The sequence below is a fragment of the Elusimicrobiota bacterium genome (genome assembly GCA_016182905.1).
Classification (GTDB): Bacteria; Elusimicrobiota; Elusimicrobia; order UBA1565; family UBA9628; genus GWA2-66-18.
In genome coordinates this window covers 24,279-41,778 of the sequence record JACPFR010000052.1, presented here as the reverse complement: position 1 = coordinate 41,778, position 17,500 = coordinate 24,279, and the positions used below count along the sequence as shown (strand labels likewise).

The window sequence follows — 17,500 nt, the reverse complement described above, 5'->3', positions numbered from 1 at the left end:
CCACATAGACGGCGCGCCGGGTTTTTGTAGAATAAATCCATGCCCACCTCGACCGCCGCCCCGACGGACCTGAAGTCCCTGACGAAGCACCTTCGCCACGACATCATCCGCATGATCGAGGCCGCCGGCAACGGACACCCCGGCGGCTCGCTGTCGATCATCGACATCTTGACCGTGCTGTACTGGAAGTTCCTCAAGCACGACCCGAAGCAGCCCGCCTGGGAGGGCCGCGACCGCTTCATCCTCTCGAAGGGGCACGCGTGCCCGGCGCTGTACGCGGTGATGGCGCACCGCGGCTATTTCCCGACCGCCGACCTGCTCAACCTGCGCAAGCTCGGCAGCCCGCTGCAGGGCCACCCGGACCGCCTGCGCATGCCCGGCATCGAGTTCTCGACGGGCTCGCTCGGCCAGGGCCTCTCCGTCGGCGTCGGCATGGCGCTCGCCGCCAAGGCCGACAAGAAGGACTGGAAGACCGTGGTCGTCCTCGGCGACGGCGAGATGCAGGAAGGCCAGTGCTGGGAGGCCTTCATGTCCGCGCCCAAGTTCAAGCTCGACAACCTCATCGCGATCGTGGACTTCAACAACGGCCAGATCGACGGCCCGGTCAAGGAGGTCATGGACATCGACCCCCTGACCGACAAGCTGCGCGCGTTCAACTGGGAGGTCCAGGCGATAGATGGTCATGATTTGGCGGCCATCGAAAATGCCCTTGCGCGTGCCTGGGCCGCCAAAGACGGCAAGCCCCAGGTCATCGTCGCCGACACGGTCAAGGGCAAGGGCGTCTCCTTCATGGAGCACAACATCGCCTGGCACGGGAACGCCCCGAAGAAGGAAGACGCCGACAAGGCTTGCATGGAGATCAAGAATGGCCGCTAAAGCGACGCGCGAATCCTTCGGCGAGACCATCCTCGAACTCGCCGCGACCAACGAGAACCTCGTCGTCCTGGACGCCGACCTCTCCAAGTCCACGATGACCCAGCCCTTCATGAAGAAGTACCCGCACCGGCACTTCGAGCTGGGCATCGCCGAGCAGAACATGATCGGCGTGGCCGCGGGCCTGGCGCTCTCCGGGAAGATCCCGGTCCTGACGAGCTTCGCCTGCTTCCTGATCGGCCGTGTCGAGTCCATCCGCGTCAGCGCCGCCTACAACCAGACCAACATGAAGCTCGTCGGCACGCACGCCGGCATCGGCATCGGCGAGGACGGCACCTCCCAGATGGGCCTCGAGGACGTGGCCGCGATGCGCGCGCTCCCGAACATGACCATACTCCAGCCGGCGGACCACGCGGAGACCCGGCAGGCCGTGCGCTGGATGATCGAGCACAAGGGGCCGGTGTACATCCGCCTCACCCGCCAGAAGATGCCCGACGTCCACGGCCCGGACTACAAGTGGCAGCCCAACAAGATCGATGTGGTGTACGAGCCGGTCAAGAAACCGGCGAAGTATCAGGCGACCATCATCGCCTCGGGCGGCCCCGTACCGCACGCGGTCGAGGCGGCCAAGCTCCTCGAGGCCAAGGGCTTCGCGGTGCGCGTCGCCAACGCGTCCACGCTCCTTCCCTTCGACGGCGAGACCGTCGCCCGGCTCGCCGCGGACTCCCAGCGCATCGTCGCGGTCGAGGACCACAACGTCCACGGCGGCCTCGGCTCCGCGGTGTGCGAGGCGATCGCCGAGCGGGGGATCTCCTGCCCGGTCGTCCGAGTCGGCCTGCGCTCCTTCGGCGAGTCCGCCACGCCCGAGCAGCTGTACGAGAAGTACGGCCTGACGGCGCCGAGCATCGCCGAGGCCTGCCTCAAGAACCCCGCGTGAGGCTCGCGGCGGGATCGCTGGCGCTGGCCGCGTTCGCGGCTCTCGCCGCGGCTCCGCCGCCGCCGCTCGCCTCGCGCCCGGCCGAGAAGGACTGCGCGTGGCGGCTGTTCTCGTCGCCCGAGCTCGGCCTCGAGGTCCCGGTCCAGCGCTGCGACTTCGGGTTCCGCGTCATCGACTTCGGCGCGGGCAAGACCTCCCTCTATCAGTCGATGGCCGACACGGGCAAGAAGGAGGACGTCTTCCCGGTCGTCTCGATGTTCGAGAAGAAGGCCGACGAGGGCCCCGACGAGGCGATCCGCCGCGTCGCCTTCAAGAAGCTCTCCCGCTACCAGCGCAGGCACTGCTCCGTCGTGGCCAAGCACGTCCCGCACCTCGTCCTGAGCAAGGCCGCCTTCACGATCTCGCCCGACGAGGAGTACGCCGCGAAGGCCGCGGCGAAGGCCGGCGCCGACGTCCCGCCGCCGCCGTGCGGCGACCTGGGCGAGTCGGCCGACAGCCTGACCTACTTCGAGTTCCACGCCCTGGAGAACCCGCGCCGCTTCGCCTTCGTCTGGGCCGGCCAGGACACGCCGCTCTTCGACGAGACCCGCCTCAAGTTCCTGCCATGATCGGCGCCCGGGATCGCGCCGTCCTCGACGCGCTCCTGCCCCCGGGCGGGCCCGAGGGTCTTCCCGGGGCGTTCGAGGCGGGCTTCGAGGATTTCGAATCCGGCTTCTCGAAGGACGCGCCGCTGCCGATGCGCCTCGGCTGGCGCGCCGCCCTCTTCGCCGCGGCCTGGCTCTCGCCGCTCCTCATCGGCCGCCTGCCGCCGCTCGACCGCTTGCCGCCGGAGGCGCGCGAGGACGCGCTGTGCGCGATGGGGAAGAGCCGGTTCTACCTGATCCGCCAGGTCTTCCTCCTGCTCAAGGCCGTGACGAGCTTCGGCTACGGCGGGACCAAGGAAGTGCGCCGCGCGGTGGGCTACGATGCGGGCTGACGGCGCGACGCTCGCCGCCTTCGACGAGGCGTTCGATTACGTCGTCGTGGGCTCCGGCGCCGCCGGCGCCACCGCGGCGCGCGCGCTCGCCGGAACGGGACGCTCGGTATGCGTGCTCGAGGAGGGCCCCGCGATCGACCCGAAGTCGTTCGGCGACGACTCCTGGGGCGCGTTCAAGACGATGTTCCGGGGCATGAACGGCCAGGTCGCGCGCGGCCGGGCCTTCATCCCGGTCATCCAGGGCCGCGTGCTCGGCGGCAGCACGGTGATCAACTCCGCGATCGCCTGGCGCGTGCCCGATGACGTGTTCGCCGAATGGGCGGCCCTCGGCCTCGGCGACGCGCTCCCGGCCAAGGAGCTCCACCGTTATTGGGACGAGATCGAGAAGGACCTCGACGCGGCGCCCACGCCCGAGGCGGCGTGGGGGGGCTTCAACCGCCTCATGCGCGACGGCGCGAGGAAGCTCGGCGTCCGCGCCGACCCGACGAGGCGCTACGCCTCGGGCTGCAAGGCCACGGGGCAATGCCTCACCGGCTGCCCGAGCGGGGCCAAGCGCAGCATGCTGACGACCTATCTCCCGCAGGCCGAGGCGAAGGGGGCGGTGATCGTCACCGGCGCCGAGGCCCGGCGCGTTCTGATCGAGGACGGGCGGGCGCTCGGCGTCGAGGGACGGCTCTCCGCTCCCGGGCGTCCCGCGTTCCGGGCCATGGCGCGGCGCGCCGTCGTCGTCGCGGCGTCGGCGATCCAGTCGCCGCTGCTGCTCGAGCGCAGCGGCGTGCGCTCCGCCCATCTCGGGGAGCATTTCATGGCGCACCCGGGCACGCCGCTGACCGGCCTGTTCGACGCGCCCGCGAGCCTGTGGCGCGGCGCGACCCAGGGCTTCGACTCCGTGCACCACCGCCGCGACTGGCGCGTCAAGATCGAGACGATCGGCCTGCCGCCGGAGATCGTCTTCGCGCGCCTGCCGGGAGCGGGGCGGCGCTGGAAGGAGAAGATGGCTCTGGCCAAGCGAACGGCGATCTTCGCCGTGCAGACGCGCGCCTGGGCCGAGGGCTCGGTGCGCGAGGGCCCGTTCGGCGCCGACATCCGCTACGACCTCGGCCGCCGGGACATGATGCAGATCCGCCGCGGCCTGCGCTTCGCCGCGGAGCTCCTGTTCGCCGCGGGCGCGCGCGAGGTGTGGCCCGGCATATACGGACTGCCGGAGGCCCTCAAGCCCGGCGACGAGAAGCTCCTCGACGCGGGGCCCGACGATCCGCGCTGCTACTCCTGGATCCTCTCGCACCTGTTCGGCACCGCGCGCATGGCCGCCCGCGCCGGGGGGGGCGCGGTGGGGACCGATTTCGCCGTCCACGGCGTCCCCAACCTCGTCGTCGCCGACTCCTCGGTGTTCCCGACCAACCTCGGAGTCAATCCCCAGCACGCGATCATGGCCGTCGCGCGCCTGTGCGCCGAGCGCCTGGCGGAGAGGACCTGATGGAGCACCGCCCGCTGTTCGCGCGCATGAGGGACATGAGCGCCGCCGAGCTCGGCGCGCTGATGGCGGCCGGACGCGCGCCTTCCCGGGAGAGCCTCGCCGGCTGGGAGTTCCGCGGCTGGAACCACCCGCGCGTCCTGGCCCTGCTCGGCATACGCAAGTTCGTGAAGGGCTTTTTCATGAACGCCCAGGACCAGCTCGAGGGCTACAACCGTCCGCCGCGCCAGGACGGCTTCGACGCGGAGTGGACGGGCGCGGGCGCGCCGTTCGGCTTCTACCGCGTGGGCCCGCCCGTCGCGCCCGACCTGCGCCTCCCGGCCTCCTTGCTCCTCGACTACGGCTCGAGCCCGCGCAACGCCTTCTGGAAGCCGGAGCGCTTCCTGCGCGACTACCTCGTCCAGCCCGACCCGGGCGAGCCCGACGTGCTCCTCGGCCTGGCGACCTTGGCGCTCGGCCCGGCGCGCCCCGCAACGAACTACTTCCTGCTCGAGCGTCTGCGCAAAGGCGAATGGCGGCCCTGACCGTCCTCCTGCTCGCCGCGTCGCTGGCGGGCGCGGCGGAGGCGCCGCCCAAGGCGATCAAGGTCCTGACCTTCAACGCGGCGGGCATCCCGCTCGTGCATCCGGGGGTGGCGCGGCGGATGAAGGCCGCGGGACGGGAGATCGCGGCGGGCGGCTACGACGTCGTCGGTCTCCAGGAGCTGTGGCGCGACGGCGACAGCGCGGCGCTGGCGCGCGAGGCGGGCCTGCCTCACGCCGCGCGCTTTCCTCGCCGGGTCGCCTTCCGCTCCGGCCTGACCATCCTGTCGCGCTGGCCCATCCTGGCCGCGGAGGAGCGCGCGTTCGGCACGGTGCGGCCGTCCCTGCGCCACCTGTTCCAGGGGGAGACCGTGCCGAGCAAGGGCTTCCTGTTCGCGCGCGTCGCGACGCCGTGGGGCGAGCTCGACTTCTACGCCGCGCACACCTTGGCCGATTACCGCGAGACCCGGTATCGCATGCTCCGCATGACCGAGCTCTTCGAGCTCGCCGAGGGCGTCGTCGAGCTGTCGCAGGACCGCCCGTTCGTGATCCTCGGCGACCTGAACTCGGGCCACGGCGACCGGGAGTTCGACCTGTTCCTCGACCTGCTCGGCCTGGACGACCCGTGCGCGCCCGCGGGAAAGGAGGCCTGCGGCGACCCCAGACGGCCCAAGCGCATCGACCACGTCCTGCTCCCGACGGGGCGCCTCGACGCGAAGGCGCGGCTCGTCTTCGATCCCGCGCTGTCGGATCACTTCGGCTTCGCCGCCGACCTGCCGCGCGGCCTCATGGCCCTGCGCGCCCGGCCCGACCCGGAGCGGCGGAGGGCGGCCCTGCGCGCCGTCGATGAGGAGACGAGCGCCGCGATCGCGCGCCTGGAGACCGAGGGACGGAGGGCGGCCTGGATCCCGCTGTACGGCGCGTTCCTGACGGCGCGCTACGCGCGCCAGGCGGGGCGGCTCAAGGCCCTCCGCGAGCGCGCGGCCTCGGCGCCCTAGTCCGCGGCGACGACGCGCGTCTCGGCCATCAGGTCGTGCCAGCCGCGGCGCTATCACAGGCTGGAACGATAGGGCTTGCCCAGGGCGGACAGCACGGCTTCGGCGGCGCGGATGCCCCGGTCCTGGGCCTCCTCGAAGATCGAGAGGCCCGACAGGTCGGAGTGGGCGAAATGGATCGGGCCGATCGGCTTGGCCGCCGCGGCGCGCTCGGGGCCCCAGATGAAGCCGGGCCGCGGCAGGATCATGCCGTGGCCCCAGACCCACCCGTCGAGCCGCGTCACGCGCTCGCGCAGGCCCGGCAGCGCGCGCTCCAGGTCGCTCAGGCACAGCTCCCGCCACTCGGCGAGGCTCCTCTTGAACGCGGCGGCGCGCTGGGCGTCGGGGTCGCCCACGAGCGGCAGGTAGTAGGTCCAGACCTGGCGGCGGCGGTCCTGGGAGAAGCTCTGATGGGTCGCGTCGACGTAGCCGAGGCCTTTCCCGCCGTAGATCATGTTGTCCCACGCGGGAGAGACGCCGAGGCCGGCCGGCGGGTCCTGCACGGTGAGGTTCGCGATGAACCAAGGCGCGTAGGCGAAGCCCGAAGGCGACCGGTCCTCGCGCAGCGGCGCGACGATGCGGCGCGCGGCGAAGCGGGGGGCGCAGACGATCGCGCGCTTGGCGAGGATGCGCCGGGTGGAGCCCGACGCGGCGTCGAGGTAATCCACGCGCACGCCGTCGCCGTCCGGCGCGACGTCGTAGGCCAGCGCCCCGCCGCGCACGCGCGGGCCGAGCGCCTCGGCCAGCTTGCGCGCGAGGAAGCCCAGGCCCTCCGGCCAGACGAGGAACCGGTCGTCCTCGCCCTCGCCGCGCGCGGCGTAGTAATGAAGGCCGGCCCAGGCGGAGACCTCCGACGGCGAGCCGCCGTAGTCGTCGCGGCAGGCGTAGTCGACGTACCAGCGCAGGCCCGGAGAGCGGAAGCCCCGCCGCTCCAGCCACTCGGCCATCGTGATCCGGTCGAGCGCGAGCAGGTCCGGGTCGCGGGAGCTGTTCTCCATCGGGATCGCGAAGGCGGGCCGGCCGTCGCGGCCGACGCGCCGCCGCAGCGCGGCGATCTCGGCGTGGAAGCGGTCCCGCTCGGCCAGGTCCGCCGCCGTCGCGCCGAGGCGCGGATACAGCCCTTCCTGCCAGCGCCCGTGGAGGAAGAGCCGCTCCTCGGGGGCGTGGCACAGGACGCTCTCGTCGTACGCCGGCTTGCCGTCGCCCTCGCCGGTGATGACCTTGAGCTCGCGCAGCAGCTCCCTCGCCGCGCGCGCGCGCGGACCGGGGACGGGAAGGTAGTGCGCGCCCCACGGATAGCGGCTGACCTCGTTCTCGCCCCACGCCGCGTTGCCGCCGGCGCGCCGCTCGAGGTCGAGGACCACGAAGCCGCCCTCGCCCGAGCGGAGGAGCTTCCAGCCCGCCGACAGCCCGGCCGTCCCGCCGCCGACGATCACGACGGGCACGCGCTCCGTCGTGGAGGGCGGCGCGAAGCCGCCCGCGCGCAGCTTATGGCCTAGCGCGTGGTCCGGGCCGAGCAGCTCGCCCGGGATCCCGCGCTCGACCCCGCAGGCGCCGAGCGCCGCCGCGGCGAGCGCCCCGCCGATGAACTCCCGGCGAGTGAGGCCGGTCATCCGCCGTGGCTGATGCGGGCCCATTCGCGCTCGTAATGCTGGACGAGCACCTGCGTGTCGAGGCGGTTCGGCTCGGCCGGGACGCGGGCCATGTCGGCGGGGAAATCGAACATGCCGCGGACGATGCCGGGCGTCAGGAAGCGCAGGCCGGCGGGGAACTTCTCCGGGATCCGGTACGGCGCGGTCGCGCCGATGACGAAGCCCCACTCGCCGAACGACGGGACGTAGGCGTGATAGGGGCGCGTCGCGAAGCCCGCCGCCTCCATCGTCGTCACGACGGTCCAATAGGTCTGCCGCGCGAACAGCGGCGAGGTGGACTGCACGGTGACGATCCCTCCCGGCGCCAGGCGCCGGCTCAACAGGCGGTAGAAGGCGGTCGTGTACAGCTTGCCGACGGCGTAGTTCGAAGGGTCCGGGAAGTCGACGATGACGACGTCGAACCGGAGGTCGTTCTTCTCGAGCCAGCGGTAGGCGTCCGCGTTGACGACCGTGGTGCGCGCGTCGGACAGCGCGCGGCCGTTGAGGGCGGACAGCGCGGGGTGCGCGGTGAACAGCTTGGTCATCACCGGATCGAGGTCCACCAGGGTCAGCGAGCCGACGCGCTCGTCGCGCAGGACCTCGCGGGCGGCGAGGCCGTCGCCGCCGCCGAGGATCAGCACGCGGCGCGGAGCGGCGTGGGAGGACAGCGCGGGATGCACGAGCGCCTCGTGGTAGCGGTACTCGTCCATCGTACTGAACTGGAGGTTGCCGTTGAGGAACAGGCGCCAGTCCTCCTTCCAGCGCGTGAGCACGATCTTCTGGTAGGGGGAGGCCTTGCTGAAGATCACCTCGTCGGCGTACATGTCGCCCTCGGCGCGCGAGGCGATCTCGCCCGAGAAGGCGAGCCCGCAGGTCAGGGCGACGGCCGCCGCCGCGCACGCCGCGCTCAGGCCCGCGCGGCTCGGGATCGCGTCGCGCAGGAGGTACAAGGTCGCGGCCGCGACGCCGACGTTCAGCAGGCCGAAGAGGAGCGCGGTGTTCAGCAGGCCGAGCCTCGGCACCAGCAGCAGGGGGAACAGCACGGAGGCGAACAGCGCGCCGATGTAGTCCATCGTCAGGACCTGCGACACCAGGTCCTTGAAGTCCAGCCGGTCCTTCAGGATGCGCATCATCAGCGGGATCTCGAGCCCGACCAAGGTCCCGACGACGAAGACGACGAGGTACAGCAGCACGCGGAAGCTCGCCGCGTGCGCGAAGGCCAGGAACAGGAAGGTCGAGGAGAAGCCGCCGACGAGCCCCACGAGCAGCTCGACCTGCACGAACCGCGCGGCCAGTCCCTTGCCGACGAAGCGCGACAGCCACGAGCCCACGCCCATCGCGAACAGGTACGCCCCGATGACGGTCGAGAACTGCAGGACCGTGTCGCCGAGAAGATAGCTCGCGAGCGAGCCCGCCACGAGCTCGTAGATGAGCCCGCAGGTGGCGACCATGAAGACCGAGGCGTACAGCGCGAGGTTCACGGCGTCAGCCGATCATGGAGGCCGCGATGATCAGGCCCATCGCGATCGAGAGCCCGGCCATGACGGTCGCCAGCGCCCGGTTCTGCTTGACCACGATCTCCTGCCACAGGTCGTACGGCGTGAGCTTGTCGAAGATCACGAACCAGCCGAAGAAGACCGCCGCGCCGAGACCCGAGTAGATCACCGCGCCGGCGAGGTGCTGCACGTCCAGTATGCTCTTCATCACTTGCCTCCGAAGTATCGACGATAGCCGGAATAATGGGCCCGGTAGGAGCCGGGGTTGTCGCGGACGGATTTCGGCACGCCCGTCAGCCGCTCGACGGGCGTCATCCACCACCCGGTCCAGAGCGCCCAGGAGCAGGCGGCGGCGACGGCGAGCGCGTACCAGCGGTACCAGCGGCTCATTCGTCGTCCTCCTCGTCGTCCGAGGACGTGCGCGGGTGGTCGCTTTCCATCCAGCGCGTGTTCTCGAACGAGTCGTGGCGCATGCCCGCCCACACCGCGGGCAGGACGAGCAGCGCCAGCGCGATCAGCGGCAGGCGCTTGAGGGGCACGTCGCGCCTCACGGAGACCCGCAGGCTCAACTGCGGCGCGTCCGTCTCCGGCTCGACGCGCAGGTAGTAGCGTCCCGGCGGGACGCGCGGCACGTAGAAGGTCTCGCGGGGGCCGCCCTCGCTCCAGGACTCGCCGTCGTCGGAGCCGTGGTAATAAGAGAGCTCGCGTCCGAAGTCGAGGGCCTGGTCGGTGTCGGCGTCGATCAGCGCCATGCTCACGTACGACCAATGCTGATCGAGGTTCGTGTCCACCGTGATCTCGAGGTTAGAGGTACGGCCCGCCGCCTCGAACACCTCGCCGACGCGCGACCGCTCGGCGTCGGCGGCCGAGAAGTCGAAGCCGCCCTCGTACACCTTGACCTTGGACGCGGTCGCCTCGACGAGGACGAAGACGCCGACGCACAGCGCCGCGGCGAGGCCGAAGATCCGCCAGACCGAGGGCATCTCCCCGGCCCACGGGTTCGGCTGGGCGGGGGCGACGCCGATCTTTGCCGGCGGAGCGCCCGGCATGGAGAACGCGGCCCACACCTCCTCGGGCTCGACGTACTCGCCGGCGGTCCACACCGACTCCGTCGCGGTGACCTCCTGGGACAGGAGGTAGGGCGGGGCGATGAAGTCGCGAGAGCGCGCGGCGTCGCCCACCTTGGCGACCCACGGGAACTCGCCGAGCACGGCGGTGGTCACCGGGATGCTGGACTGGAAGTGCCGGTACAGGCGGCCGTCGAGCTCGACGGTGGGGGAGCGCTCGGCGTCGCGGTTCTGCGCGCCCTCCATCTCCGGCGGCACCGGGACCTTCCCTTCCTTGACCTTGACCTCGGGCAGCGGCGGGACCGGAACGGCCGCCGGCGCGGCGGCGGCGGCAGGCCCGGCCGCGGGCCGCGGAGGCTCGGCGCCCTTCTTGCCCGCGATGTTCTCGACGCCCGACAGCTTGCGCAGGATCATGATCTCGCCGGCGTCGAACCAGAGCGCGGCGCACGCGAGGCAGCGGTCCACCTCGATCTGGCCGTCGTAGGCGTCGGCGGTCTCCATCGGCCGCCGGCAGCGCGGGCAATCGAAGCGCGCGGGCCGCGGGCCGATCAGCCTCAGCGGCACGGCGATGTCGTCCGCCTCGTACAGCACGCCCGAGCAGCCCGTGCAGGCGCGCGCGACGACGCCGGAGGCGATCTCGACCGCCTCGAGCGGAGCCTGGCACTTCGGGCACTTCATGTCCTCAGCCACCGGGGCTTTCCTTCGGCTTGGTCTCGACGGTCTTCAGCAGGAGCCAGTGCCCGTTCGACTCCGTCATCCAGCGGAAGCCCTTGTACGGGTTCCAGAGCAGGTACTCGTCCCAGGAGTAGATCACGCCCGAATAGCGCACGGCCCGACGCTGGAAGCCGATGACCTCGAGCTGGTCGCCGCGCAGAGTGCCGCGCGTGCCGAGGGGGATCTTCGGCGTGACCCCGAGCTTGGAGCGGTACTTCGCGAGCACCTGATGGCGGGGATCCTTCGCGTCGAGCACGGCCGCGCAGTGCGGGCAGGCGAGGCTCTCGCTGACTCCCTCGGCGCGCAAGGTCAGCGGACCGCCGCAGGCGGGGCAGTCGAAGCGCGCGCTCATGACCAGCCCTCGATCTGCTTGAGCCCGGTGAAGGAGAGGGCCTCGAAGCTCTGGTATTCCCCGGCGAACGCGACGGCCGGCGATTCCGAGTAGTCGAGCGTGCCGAACGCGCCGTCCTCGCCGATCAGATCGGCGGAGGGGGCGGTCTCACCCAGCGGCGGCTTGAAGGGCAGCTCGCCCTGGGCGGCGAGGTACTTGGCCTCGACGATCTCGCGGACCTGGTAGGCCTTTCCTTGGATCTCGACCCGCGCGTCCACCGCGAGGTCCGCGAGCGCGGGGACGGCGGCTTCGGCTTCGAAGCTCACCGCGTAGGTGCCCTGCGCCTCCCCGAGCCAGCCCTGGCGGCCGTCGGCGAACATCAGGCACCACTCGTTCCAGAAGCCGCGGGGCGTCTGGAGCTGCATCCGGCCGACGACCTCGAACGCGGCGCCGCGGTAGCTCCCGCGGGAGCCGACCAGGACCGGGGAGCCGTCGGGCTGCAGCTGGGCGGATTCGCCGAGCTTCTCGAGGTCGAGGTCCTTGCGCTGGACGAGGCTGCGGCAGAACGGGCACACCGCCAGGAGGCTGATCGAGGCGCGGAAGGGGACCATCGCGCCGCAGGCGGGGCACTTGCGCTCGATCATCGGGTTACAGGGATTATCGCGCTTGGGACTCCCTCGGTCAAGCCGAGAATCTTCTCGCGCAGGCCCGGATTCGAGCCGTCGAAGCGCCACAGCCAGGCGTCGAGGAGGTAGTGCGTCGCCTGGGGCAGCGCGAGCAGGGGGATGAGCAGCGCCGCGAGCGCGCCGGACGGCGCCCAGTCCGCCGCCGCGCCGAAGTAGACCTCCGCGTGCTCCTTCCACACGAGGACGTCCCACACGCCCTCCTCGGCGTAGCCGACGGCCAGGAGCAGTCCGACGAAGAGGAAAAGATACGCCGGCTTGTGCCAGGTCTCGCGCCAGCTCCCGTCCTTCCACGACCGGTTCCCGTACAGCCAGACCAAGGCGTAATAAGGAACGCCGTGGGAGACGACGTTCGTGATCGTGAAGCCGAAGTCGGAGTTCGTCGCGACGATGCCGACGTACCAGGCGACGGCGGTGGACGCGATCACGGCGACCTTTCCGGGATGGACCTCGAGGCCGACCTTGCGCCGCGCGAGCTGGCGGCCGAAGAAGGCGCCGAGCACCGCGGCGTACAGCCCGCCCGCCCACGGGCCCGCGAGCCGGTTCAGGCTCACGAAGTCGCCCTGCACGAACCACCAGAACTTCCGCGCGGGGTCGGCGTGCCAATACACGAGCGGATAGAGCATGGTCGCGTAGATCGCCGCGGCCTCCAGCCGCGCCTCCCAGGGCTCCTTGCGTCCCTCGAGGCGCGAGTACGCGCGCATGAAGCCGTACTGCTGCCGCACGAAGTGGTAGACGGCCAGGTAAGCGAGCGCGCGCCAGAAGGCCAACGCCGACAGCCGGTACAGAAGAGCCCCGCCGAGCCAGCAGGCCAGCGGCAGGAGCACGTACAGCGCGCGCCGGCGGGGGAACTCGACCGGATCGAGGTAGGTGCGGTACAAGGTCGCGTACACGTGTCCCACGTCGATGAAGACGACGAAGACGAGCCAGCCCCAGGCCGGGGTCTCGGCCGCGCGCAGCGCGGGGATCAGCAGCACGGCGAGCGCGGCCAGCAGCGGCGGCCCCGCGAACCAGCCGAGGTCGAAGGCGGGGGAGTGCAGCCACTTCCGCGTTTGGTCCACGACGCGATTATATCGGATTCAGCCCGGAAGGAACTCGCGCCGGCGCGAGTCGTCTTCGACTGTTTCCGGAAACAGCCGAAGCCTTGCGCCCCAAGGCGCGGCAGGCTATCCTTCGAGAGAATGTCATGGCGTGAGCACATCGAGCCCGACTGGTTCCACGAGGCGCCGTTCTACCTCGCGGCCGTCATCGCGCACGGCGCCTTGCTGACCTTCAACCCCGTCATCGAGTGGGGCGGGCTCAAGGCGCCGGAAAAGGCCGTCCCCATCGAATTCGTCGCCGACATACCGCTGCCGCCCATCGTCCAGCCGGTGATGGCCCCCGAGCTGAGCCCGGGCGGCGACGGCTCCAACCTGCCGCCGAAGCACGGACCGGGCGAGTTCGAGCGCGAGAAGGTCCAGCGCGGCGCGGTCGACCCGCCGCCCAAGCCCAAGCCGGTGAAGAAGCCGGCCGCGGTCAAGTCCAAGGTGAACAAGCCCGGCACGACCGTGCACAAAGCGAAGGCCGCGCCCAAACCCCGCCCGCTGGCCGGGCCCAAGGCGGACGCGCAGGCCGTGAGGTTCGCGCGCGAGGCGCAGGCCGAATCGAAGCGCCTGCGCGCCGAGCGCGACCGCGCCGCCCGCGCCGTGGAGGCGGAGAAGGCGGCCGCCGCGAAGGCCGCCGCCATCGAGCTCGCGGCCGAGAAGAGGCGCATCGCCGCCGAGAGGGCGGCGGAGGCCAAGGCGGAGCGAGACCGCTTCGCGGCCCAGCAGGCCGCCGAGCGCGAGCGCCGCGCCGCGATCGCCCGCGCCGAGGCCGAGCGCCGCGCGGAGGCCGCGAGGCAGGCCGCCGAGGCGCGCGCCGCCGCGCTCGCCGAGCGGAGGCGGCTCGCCGCCGAGGCCAAGGCGGCCAAGGCCGCCAAGCGCGCCGAGCTCTCATCGGCGCTCGCGACGATGGCCGACCCCGACGAAGCGTTGTCGGCTGACGCCTCCAACGTTAATAGTGGCCGCGGCTCGGCCCGCAAGGGCCGCCCCGCCGCGGGAGGCCCCGTCGCGGGCAAGGGCGGGGACGGCGGCGCCTTCGGCGAGTCCGACTCCGGCGAGGGCGGGGGAAAAGGCGGGGGCGAGGCCGAGCTCGCCGGCGCGCGCAAGGCCGGCGCGGCCGCGGCCCTGGCCGAGTCCACCGACCCCGGAGACAAAGCCGGCAGCGGCGGCGCCGACCTCCTCGACTCCAAGGCGCGCGGCGGCGGCGTCGGCCCCGAGGGCGGAGGCGTGTCCTTCTCGGTCGACGGCCCGGTCGGCGACCGCCGCATCCTCGCGCGCGTGGCGCCCACGAGCCCGGACTGGGTCGCGACCCGCAACCTCGACCTGACCGTCACCGTCCGCTTCCAGGTCCTGCCCGACGGCTCGGTGAAGCCCGGCGCCGTGATCTCGAAGACCTCGGGCTTCCCCGACATCGACACGCGCGCCCTCAAGGCCCTCGCCCGCTGGCGCTTCCAGCCCGTCGCCGCCAAGTCCGGCGCCGCCGAGGTCTGGGGCCGCGTCACCTTCCGCTTCACCTCCTGATCGGTGACAGGCATTCCGTTTTTTTCTGTTTTCGCTTACCCGAAGGGCCCATGATTCAAGTCAATGCGCGGCGTTGACCTCCCTCCTCGTCGGGGGCCGCCGGTCCGGGCTACCATGTCGCCATGCACTTCAAAACCCTCGCTCTCGTCCTCGGACTCGCGGCTTCGGCCCACGCTCAGGTCGTCTACAAGCTGCCCACCACGCTCGGCAACATCGCCCCGGTGGTCCTCCCCAGCCGCCCGGTCGTCCCCATGATCCTGCCCTCGGTCGACGCGGTCATCGCGCTCCCGACCATCAAGCCCGAGGCGATCCCCGTGATTGTGACCGTCATCACGCCGGCCTCCTTGCCCGTGTACCCCGCGCCCGCGATCGGGCCCGCGCGCCTGCCCGGCGTGCCCTCGCCCCTGCCCCTGCCGACGCCCGCCGCTTTGGCCTCCGCGCGGCGTCCCGCGCCCAGCGCCGTCGAAGAGCCCTTCATCCTGAACTGGAGCCTGCTCGATGACAAGGGCGACGAGCCCGCGGCCGCCTTGGTGCCCAACGACCCCGGCCCGCAGCCCCTGTCGCCCGCCGGGGCGGTCAACCAGCTCCTCAACGAGATCAAGCCCGGCCAGCTGTTCGACGGACGCAAGCCGTCCCAGCGCGAGCTCGAGCTGCCTTTTAATCGCTACTTCTAACGAGCGAACGTCCCGGCTCCCGGCGCCATCGCCCGCCTCGCAACAGGCGGGCGATTGACTTTTACAGGGGGGGCCCCTACACTTCACCTCATGAGGCGCTCCGCGAGCGTCGTCTTCGCCTTTTGCCTGGCCGCCTCGGCGGCGCGGGCCGCTTCTCCTAAATATAAGCCGACCGACGACGCGCCCTCGCGCGACGGCTGGAACTCGATGAACATGGAGGCCCAGGCCGTCATGGGCGAGCTCCAGCTCCAGGGCGGCGACGTGCGCGGGGCTCAGAAGACCTTCCAGAAGTCCCTCGACCTCGGCACCAAGGTCCGCGGCCCGAAAGGGGAGATCGCCGCGCAAAGCCATTACCGCAGCGCCGAGATCTCGCTGTCCAAGGGCGAGTACGGCGAGGCGCGGCGCAACCTCGAGATCCTCATCCAGCGCTATCCCGACACGGAGTGGGCGCAGAAGGGCCGCAACCTGCTGACCGCGCTCCCCGACAATAACGCCTCGGCCCCGGCGGAGGCCGACGAGCCCTACGTCCCGGCCATGGCCTCCTCCTCCGCCGAGGAGGCGCTGGGGAGATTGCGCGCCGCGATCGACGAGGGCCGCGCCGAGGCAGCCCTCGCCGAGGCCTACGACTTCCACCGCCGCTACCCGTCGCGCCCCGAGAACCCCGAGGTCGACCTCGCCGCGGGCGCCCTGCACCTGCGCCGCGGCGAGGCCGCGAGGGCCGTGCGCTTCCTGAAGCCGCTGGGCGCGGGCTCGAACCCCGCCCTGAAGTACAAGGCCCTGCATCTCATCGGCGCGGCGCTGGCCTCGCTCGGGCTCGACGAGGCGACGCTCAAGATGATCCCGGAGGCCGACGCGGCCGCCGTCTCCGACCGCTGGCTCGCGCTCGCCCAGGTCTGGCGCGCCGCCGCCGAGGACCGCATGGGGCGCAAGGAAGACGCCGCCGAGCATTACCGCGCGGTGTCCGCCTCGGGGCAGGACTCGCCGGTGAAGGCGTACGCGCTCGCCGCGATCGCCGCGGACTGGGACCGCAAGGGCCGGACCGACCGCGCGCGAGACGCGCTCAAGCGCGCCGGCGACGAGGCCGCGAAGTGGGGCCTCGTCGAGCTGCGCGAGTCGACGGCCCTGTCGGAGGCGAACCTGCTGCTGAGGTCCAAGAAGCTCGGCGAAGCCGAGCGGGCTTATCAGAATTTCACCGGGAGCTTCCCCGACAGCCCGCTGCGCGCGCAGGCGCTGTACCAGCGCGGCCTGTGCCTCAAGAAGCTCGAGCGCCCGGAGGAGGCCGCCGAGGTGTTCGAGGACCTCGCCTCGCGCCACCCCGGCTCGGCCTACGCCGCCGACGCGCACCTTCAGCTCGGCCAGCTCTACACGGACCTCGGGCGGTCCAAGAAGGCGCTCGGCCATTACCAGAAGATGGGCCGCGCCTCCGAGGCCCAGGACGCCGACCGCGAGGCGCTGCTGCTGATGGCGCAGGTCCACTACAACAAGAAGCGCTGGGCCGAGGCGATCCCGCTGTACAAGAGATATCTCGAGGGCGCGCAGCCCGGGCCGAAGACGAAGGCGGTCGAGGGCCTGCTCCTCGTCGCCACCTGGCAGAACGACAAGGAAGACCCGGATCTGCCCGGCCTCGTCGCGCGGTATCCGAACCATCAGCTGGCGTCCCAGATCAGATGGGATCTCGCGGCGAAGGCCTATAAGAAAGAAGATTGGGACTCGGCGGAACAGCTTTTTCGGCGCCACATAGAAGATAATCCGCACGCCGCGAACATCGGCGACGCGCGCTACTACCGCGCCGAGTCCCTGCGCCAGCTCCACCGCACCGAGGACGCCGCGGGCGCGTACCGCAAGTTCATGGCCGTGCACCCCAAGCACCCGCGCGCGCAGGACGCCGCGATGGCCCTGGGCGCGATGCTCTACGAGGAGGGCGACGCCGCGGGCGCGGCGGCCGCCTACGCCAAGGTCGGGGGGACCGGCGCCGAGGCCGCCGACGCCGCCTACAACCGCGCGCTCGCGCTCGCCAAGGCCGGCAAGGAGCGCGACACCGAGAAGGCCTGGGTCGGCTTCACGACGAAGTTCCCGAGGCACGAGAAGGCGTCCTGGGCCTGGGCGCAGATCGCGAAGCTGCGCGAGGACCGCGGCGACCTGTCCGGCGCCGCCGACGCCTACGCCCGCGCGACGGGGACCAACGAGCGCATGAAAGCCCTGTACGCGCTCGGCCGTCTCCAGGAGCGGCGCAAGAGGATCAAGGAAGCCAAGAACGCCTACGAGCGCCTGCGCGCCCTCTCGCCCAAGGACGACGCCGCGCGATTGTCAGGGCTCCTTCGCTTGGGGCTGATGCTCGAGCTCGAGGACAAGCCCCAGTCCGCCGCGCCGCTCTACGCCGAGGTGATCAAGCGCGCCGAGCGCGGCTCCCAGACCTTCGAAACCGCCCGCAAGCGCCTCCAGTCCCTCTCCAGCGACAAATCCCTTGTGAGGTAGTCGGTGTCAGG

18 protein-coding genes are annotated in these 17,500 nt (G+C 71.5%); 10 read left to right on the top strand and 8 right to left on the bottom strand.

Annotated features, from left to right (window positions below; genetic code table 11):
- Positions 1–39: 39 nt before the first annotated feature.
- Genes HYV14_15795 through HYV14_15765 form a run of 7 tightly spaced genes read left to right on the top strand, consistent with a single transcriptional unit; the run spans position 40 to position 5,779 of the window.
- Entirely contained in the window at positions 40–876 is an 837-nt protein-coding gene (locus tag HYV14_15795; protein ID MBI2387452.1) for a transketolase, read from the top strand.
- Positions 866–1,810 carry a transketolase family protein gene (locus HYV14_15790; protein MBI2387451.1) on the top strand — a complete coding sequence of 315 codons (945 nt, stop codon included), beginning with the start codon at positions 866–868 and terminating at the stop codon, positions 1,808–1,810. Before HYV14_15795 ends, HYV14_15790 begins: the two co-directional genes overlap by 11 nt.
- Positions 1,807–2,418 (top strand): hypothetical protein, encoded by a 612-nt coding sequence (locus tag HYV14_15785; protein ID MBI2387450.1) that lies wholly within the window; start codon positions 1,807–1,809, stop codon positions 2,416–2,418. Before HYV14_15790 ends, HYV14_15785 begins: the two co-directional genes overlap by 4 nt.
- Complete coding sequence (locus HYV14_15780) at positions 2,415–2,786, top strand: hypothetical protein (GenBank protein MBI2387449.1); 372 nt, start codon at positions 2,415–2,417, stop codon at positions 2,784–2,786. Before HYV14_15785 ends, HYV14_15780 begins: the two co-directional genes overlap by 4 nt.
- Positions 2,776–4,263, top strand: a complete 1,488-nt coding sequence (locus HYV14_15775; protein ID MBI2387448.1) for a GMC family oxidoreductase — start codon at positions 2,776–2,778, stop codon at positions 4,261–4,263. The genes HYV14_15780 and HYV14_15775 overlap by 11 nt, the downstream gene beginning before the upstream one ends.
- Positions 4,263–4,784 (top strand): hypothetical protein, encoded by a 522-nt coding sequence (locus HYV14_15770; GenBank protein ID MBI2387447.1) that lies wholly within the window; start codon positions 4,263–4,265, stop codon positions 4,782–4,784. Before HYV14_15775 ends, HYV14_15770 begins: the two co-directional genes overlap by 1 nt.
- Positions 4,772–5,779, top strand: a complete 1,008-nt coding sequence (locus HYV14_15765; protein MBI2387446.1) for an endonuclease/exonuclease/phosphatase family protein — start codon at positions 4,772–4,774, stop codon at positions 5,777–5,779. The genes HYV14_15770 and HYV14_15765 overlap by 13 nt, the downstream gene beginning before the upstream one ends.
- 53 nt (positions 5,780–5,832) lie before the next feature.
- Here HYV14_15765 and HYV14_15760 read toward each other — a convergent pair whose 3' ends face one another.
- Genes HYV14_15760 through HYV14_15725 form a run of 8 tightly spaced genes read right to left on the bottom strand, consistent with a single transcriptional unit; the run spans position 5,833 to position 12,798 of the window.
- Positions 5,833–7,428: an FAD-dependent oxidoreductase gene (locus HYV14_15760; protein MBI2387445.1), complete on the bottom strand. Its 1,596-nt coding sequence runs from the start codon at positions 7,426–7,428 to the stop codon at positions 5,833–5,835.
- Positions 7,425–8,927, bottom strand: a complete 1,503-nt coding sequence (locus HYV14_15755) for a polyamine aminopropyltransferase (GenBank protein MBI2387444.1) — start codon at positions 8,925–8,927, stop codon at positions 7,425–7,427. The genes HYV14_15760 and HYV14_15755 overlap by 4 nt, the downstream gene beginning before the upstream one ends.
- Positions 8,928–8,931: 4 nt before the next feature.
- The gene (locus tag HYV14_15750; protein MBI2387443.1) at positions 8,932–9,150 is read right to left on the bottom strand and encodes a DUF350 domain-containing protein; all 219 of its coding nucleotides are present in this window, start codon (positions 9,148–9,150) and stop codon (positions 8,932–8,934) included.
- Positions 9,150–9,332 carry a hypothetical protein gene (locus tag HYV14_15745; GenBank protein ID MBI2387442.1) on the bottom strand — a complete coding sequence of 61 codons (183 nt, stop codon included), beginning with the start codon at positions 9,330–9,332 and terminating at the stop codon, positions 9,150–9,152. Before HYV14_15745 ends, HYV14_15750 begins: the two co-directional genes overlap by 1 nt.
- Positions 9,329–10,699 (bottom strand): DUF4178 domain-containing protein, encoded by a 1,371-nt coding sequence (locus HYV14_15740; GenBank protein ID MBI2387441.1) that lies wholly within the window; start codon positions 10,697–10,699, stop codon positions 9,329–9,331. Before HYV14_15740 ends, HYV14_15745 begins: the two co-directional genes overlap by 4 nt.
- Positions 10,692–11,075 carry a DUF4178 domain-containing protein gene (locus HYV14_15735; protein ID MBI2387440.1) on the bottom strand — a complete coding sequence of 128 codons (384 nt, stop codon included), beginning with the start codon at positions 11,073–11,075 and terminating at the stop codon, positions 10,692–10,694. Before HYV14_15735 ends, HYV14_15740 begins: the two co-directional genes overlap by 8 nt.
- Positions 11,072–11,698, bottom strand: coding sequence for a DUF4178 domain-containing protein (locus tag HYV14_15730; GenBank protein MBI2387439.1), 627 nt, complete (start codon positions 11,696–11,698; stop codon positions 11,072–11,074). The genes HYV14_15735 and HYV14_15730 overlap by 4 nt, the downstream gene beginning before the upstream one ends.
- Complete coding sequence (locus tag HYV14_15725) at positions 11,695–12,798, bottom strand: hypothetical protein (protein MBI2387438.1); 1,104 nt, start codon at positions 12,796–12,798, stop codon at positions 11,695–11,697. Before HYV14_15725 ends, HYV14_15730 begins: the two co-directional genes overlap by 4 nt.
- A 120-nt stretch (positions 12,799–12,918) precedes the next feature.
- Between HYV14_15725 and HYV14_15720 the strand changes: the two genes are divergently transcribed.
- The 3 genes from HYV14_15720 (at position 12,919) to HYV14_15710 (ending at position 17,489) form a co-directional block, all read left to right on the top strand.
- Positions 12,919–14,340: a TonB family protein gene (locus HYV14_15720; protein MBI2387437.1), complete on the top strand. Its 1,422-nt coding sequence runs from the start codon at positions 12,919–12,921 to the stop codon at positions 14,338–14,340.
- Between the two features lie 122 nt (positions 14,341–14,462).
- Complete coding sequence (locus tag HYV14_15715) at positions 14,463–15,014, top strand: hypothetical protein (GenBank protein ID MBI2387436.1); 552 nt, start codon at positions 14,463–14,465, stop codon at positions 15,012–15,014.
- A gap of 90 nt (positions 15,015–15,104) precedes the next feature.
- Positions 15,105–17,489, top strand: a complete 2,385-nt coding sequence (locus tag HYV14_15710) for a tetratricopeptide repeat protein (protein ID MBI2387435.1) — start codon at positions 15,105–15,107, stop codon at positions 17,487–17,489.
- Positions 17,490–17,500: the final 11 nt, after the last annotated feature.

What these genes read in the sequence shown, in the direction of transcription:
- HYV14_15750 (MBI2387443.1), bottom strand. Translation starts at nt 9,150, where the DNA reads ATGAAGAGCATACTGGACGTGCAGCACCTCGCCGGCGCGGTGATCTAC.
- HYV14_15780 (MBI2387449.1), top strand. Translation starts at nt 2,415, where the DNA reads ATGATCGGCGCCCGGGATCGCGCCGTCCTCGACGCGCTCCTGCCCCCG.
- HYV14_15720 (MBI2387437.1), top strand. Translation starts at nt 12,919, where the DNA reads ATGTCATGGCGTGAGCACATCGAGCCCGACTGGTTCCACGAGGCGCCG.
- HYV14_15770 (MBI2387447.1), top strand. Translation starts at nt 4,263, where the DNA reads ATGGAGCACCGCCCGCTGTTCGCGCGCATGAGGGACATGAGCGCCGCC.
- HYV14_15745 (MBI2387442.1), bottom strand. Translation starts at nt 9,332, where the DNA reads ATGAGCCGCTGGTACCGCTGGTACGCGCTCGCCGTCGCCGCCGCCTGC.
- HYV14_15795 (MBI2387452.1), top strand. Translation starts at nt 40, where the DNA reads ATGCCCACCTCGACCGCCGCCCCGACGGACCTGAAGTCCCTGACGAAG.
- HYV14_15710 (MBI2387435.1), top strand. Translation starts at nt 15,105, where the DNA reads ATGAGGCGCTCCGCGAGCGTCGTCTTCGCCTTTTGCCTGGCCGCCTCG.
- HYV14_15775 (MBI2387448.1), top strand. Translation starts at nt 2,776, where the DNA reads ATGCGGGCTGACGGCGCGACGCTCGCCGCCTTCGACGAGGCGTTCGAT.
- HYV14_15765 (MBI2387446.1), top strand. Translation starts at nt 4,772, where the DNA reads ATGGCGGCCCTGACCGTCCTCCTGCTCGCCGCGTCGCTGGCGGGCGCG.
- HYV14_15790 (MBI2387451.1), top strand. Translation starts at nt 866, where the DNA reads ATGGCCGCTAAAGCGACGCGCGAATCCTTCGGCGAGACCATCCTCGAA.
- HYV14_15760 (MBI2387445.1), bottom strand. Translation starts at nt 7,428, where the DNA reads ATGACCGGCCTCACTCGCCGGGAGTTCATCGGCGGGGCGCTCGCCGCG.
- HYV14_15715 (MBI2387436.1), top strand. Translation starts at nt 14,463, where the DNA reads ATGCACTTCAAAACCCTCGCTCTCGTCCTCGGACTCGCGGCTTCGGCC.
- HYV14_15735 (MBI2387440.1), bottom strand. Translation starts at nt 11,075, where the DNA reads ATGAGCGCGCGCTTCGACTGCCCCGCCTGCGGCGGTCCGCTGACCTTG.
- HYV14_15730 (MBI2387439.1), bottom strand. Translation starts at nt 11,698, where the DNA reads ATGATCGAGCGCAAGTGCCCCGCCTGCGGCGCGATGGTCCCCTTCCGC.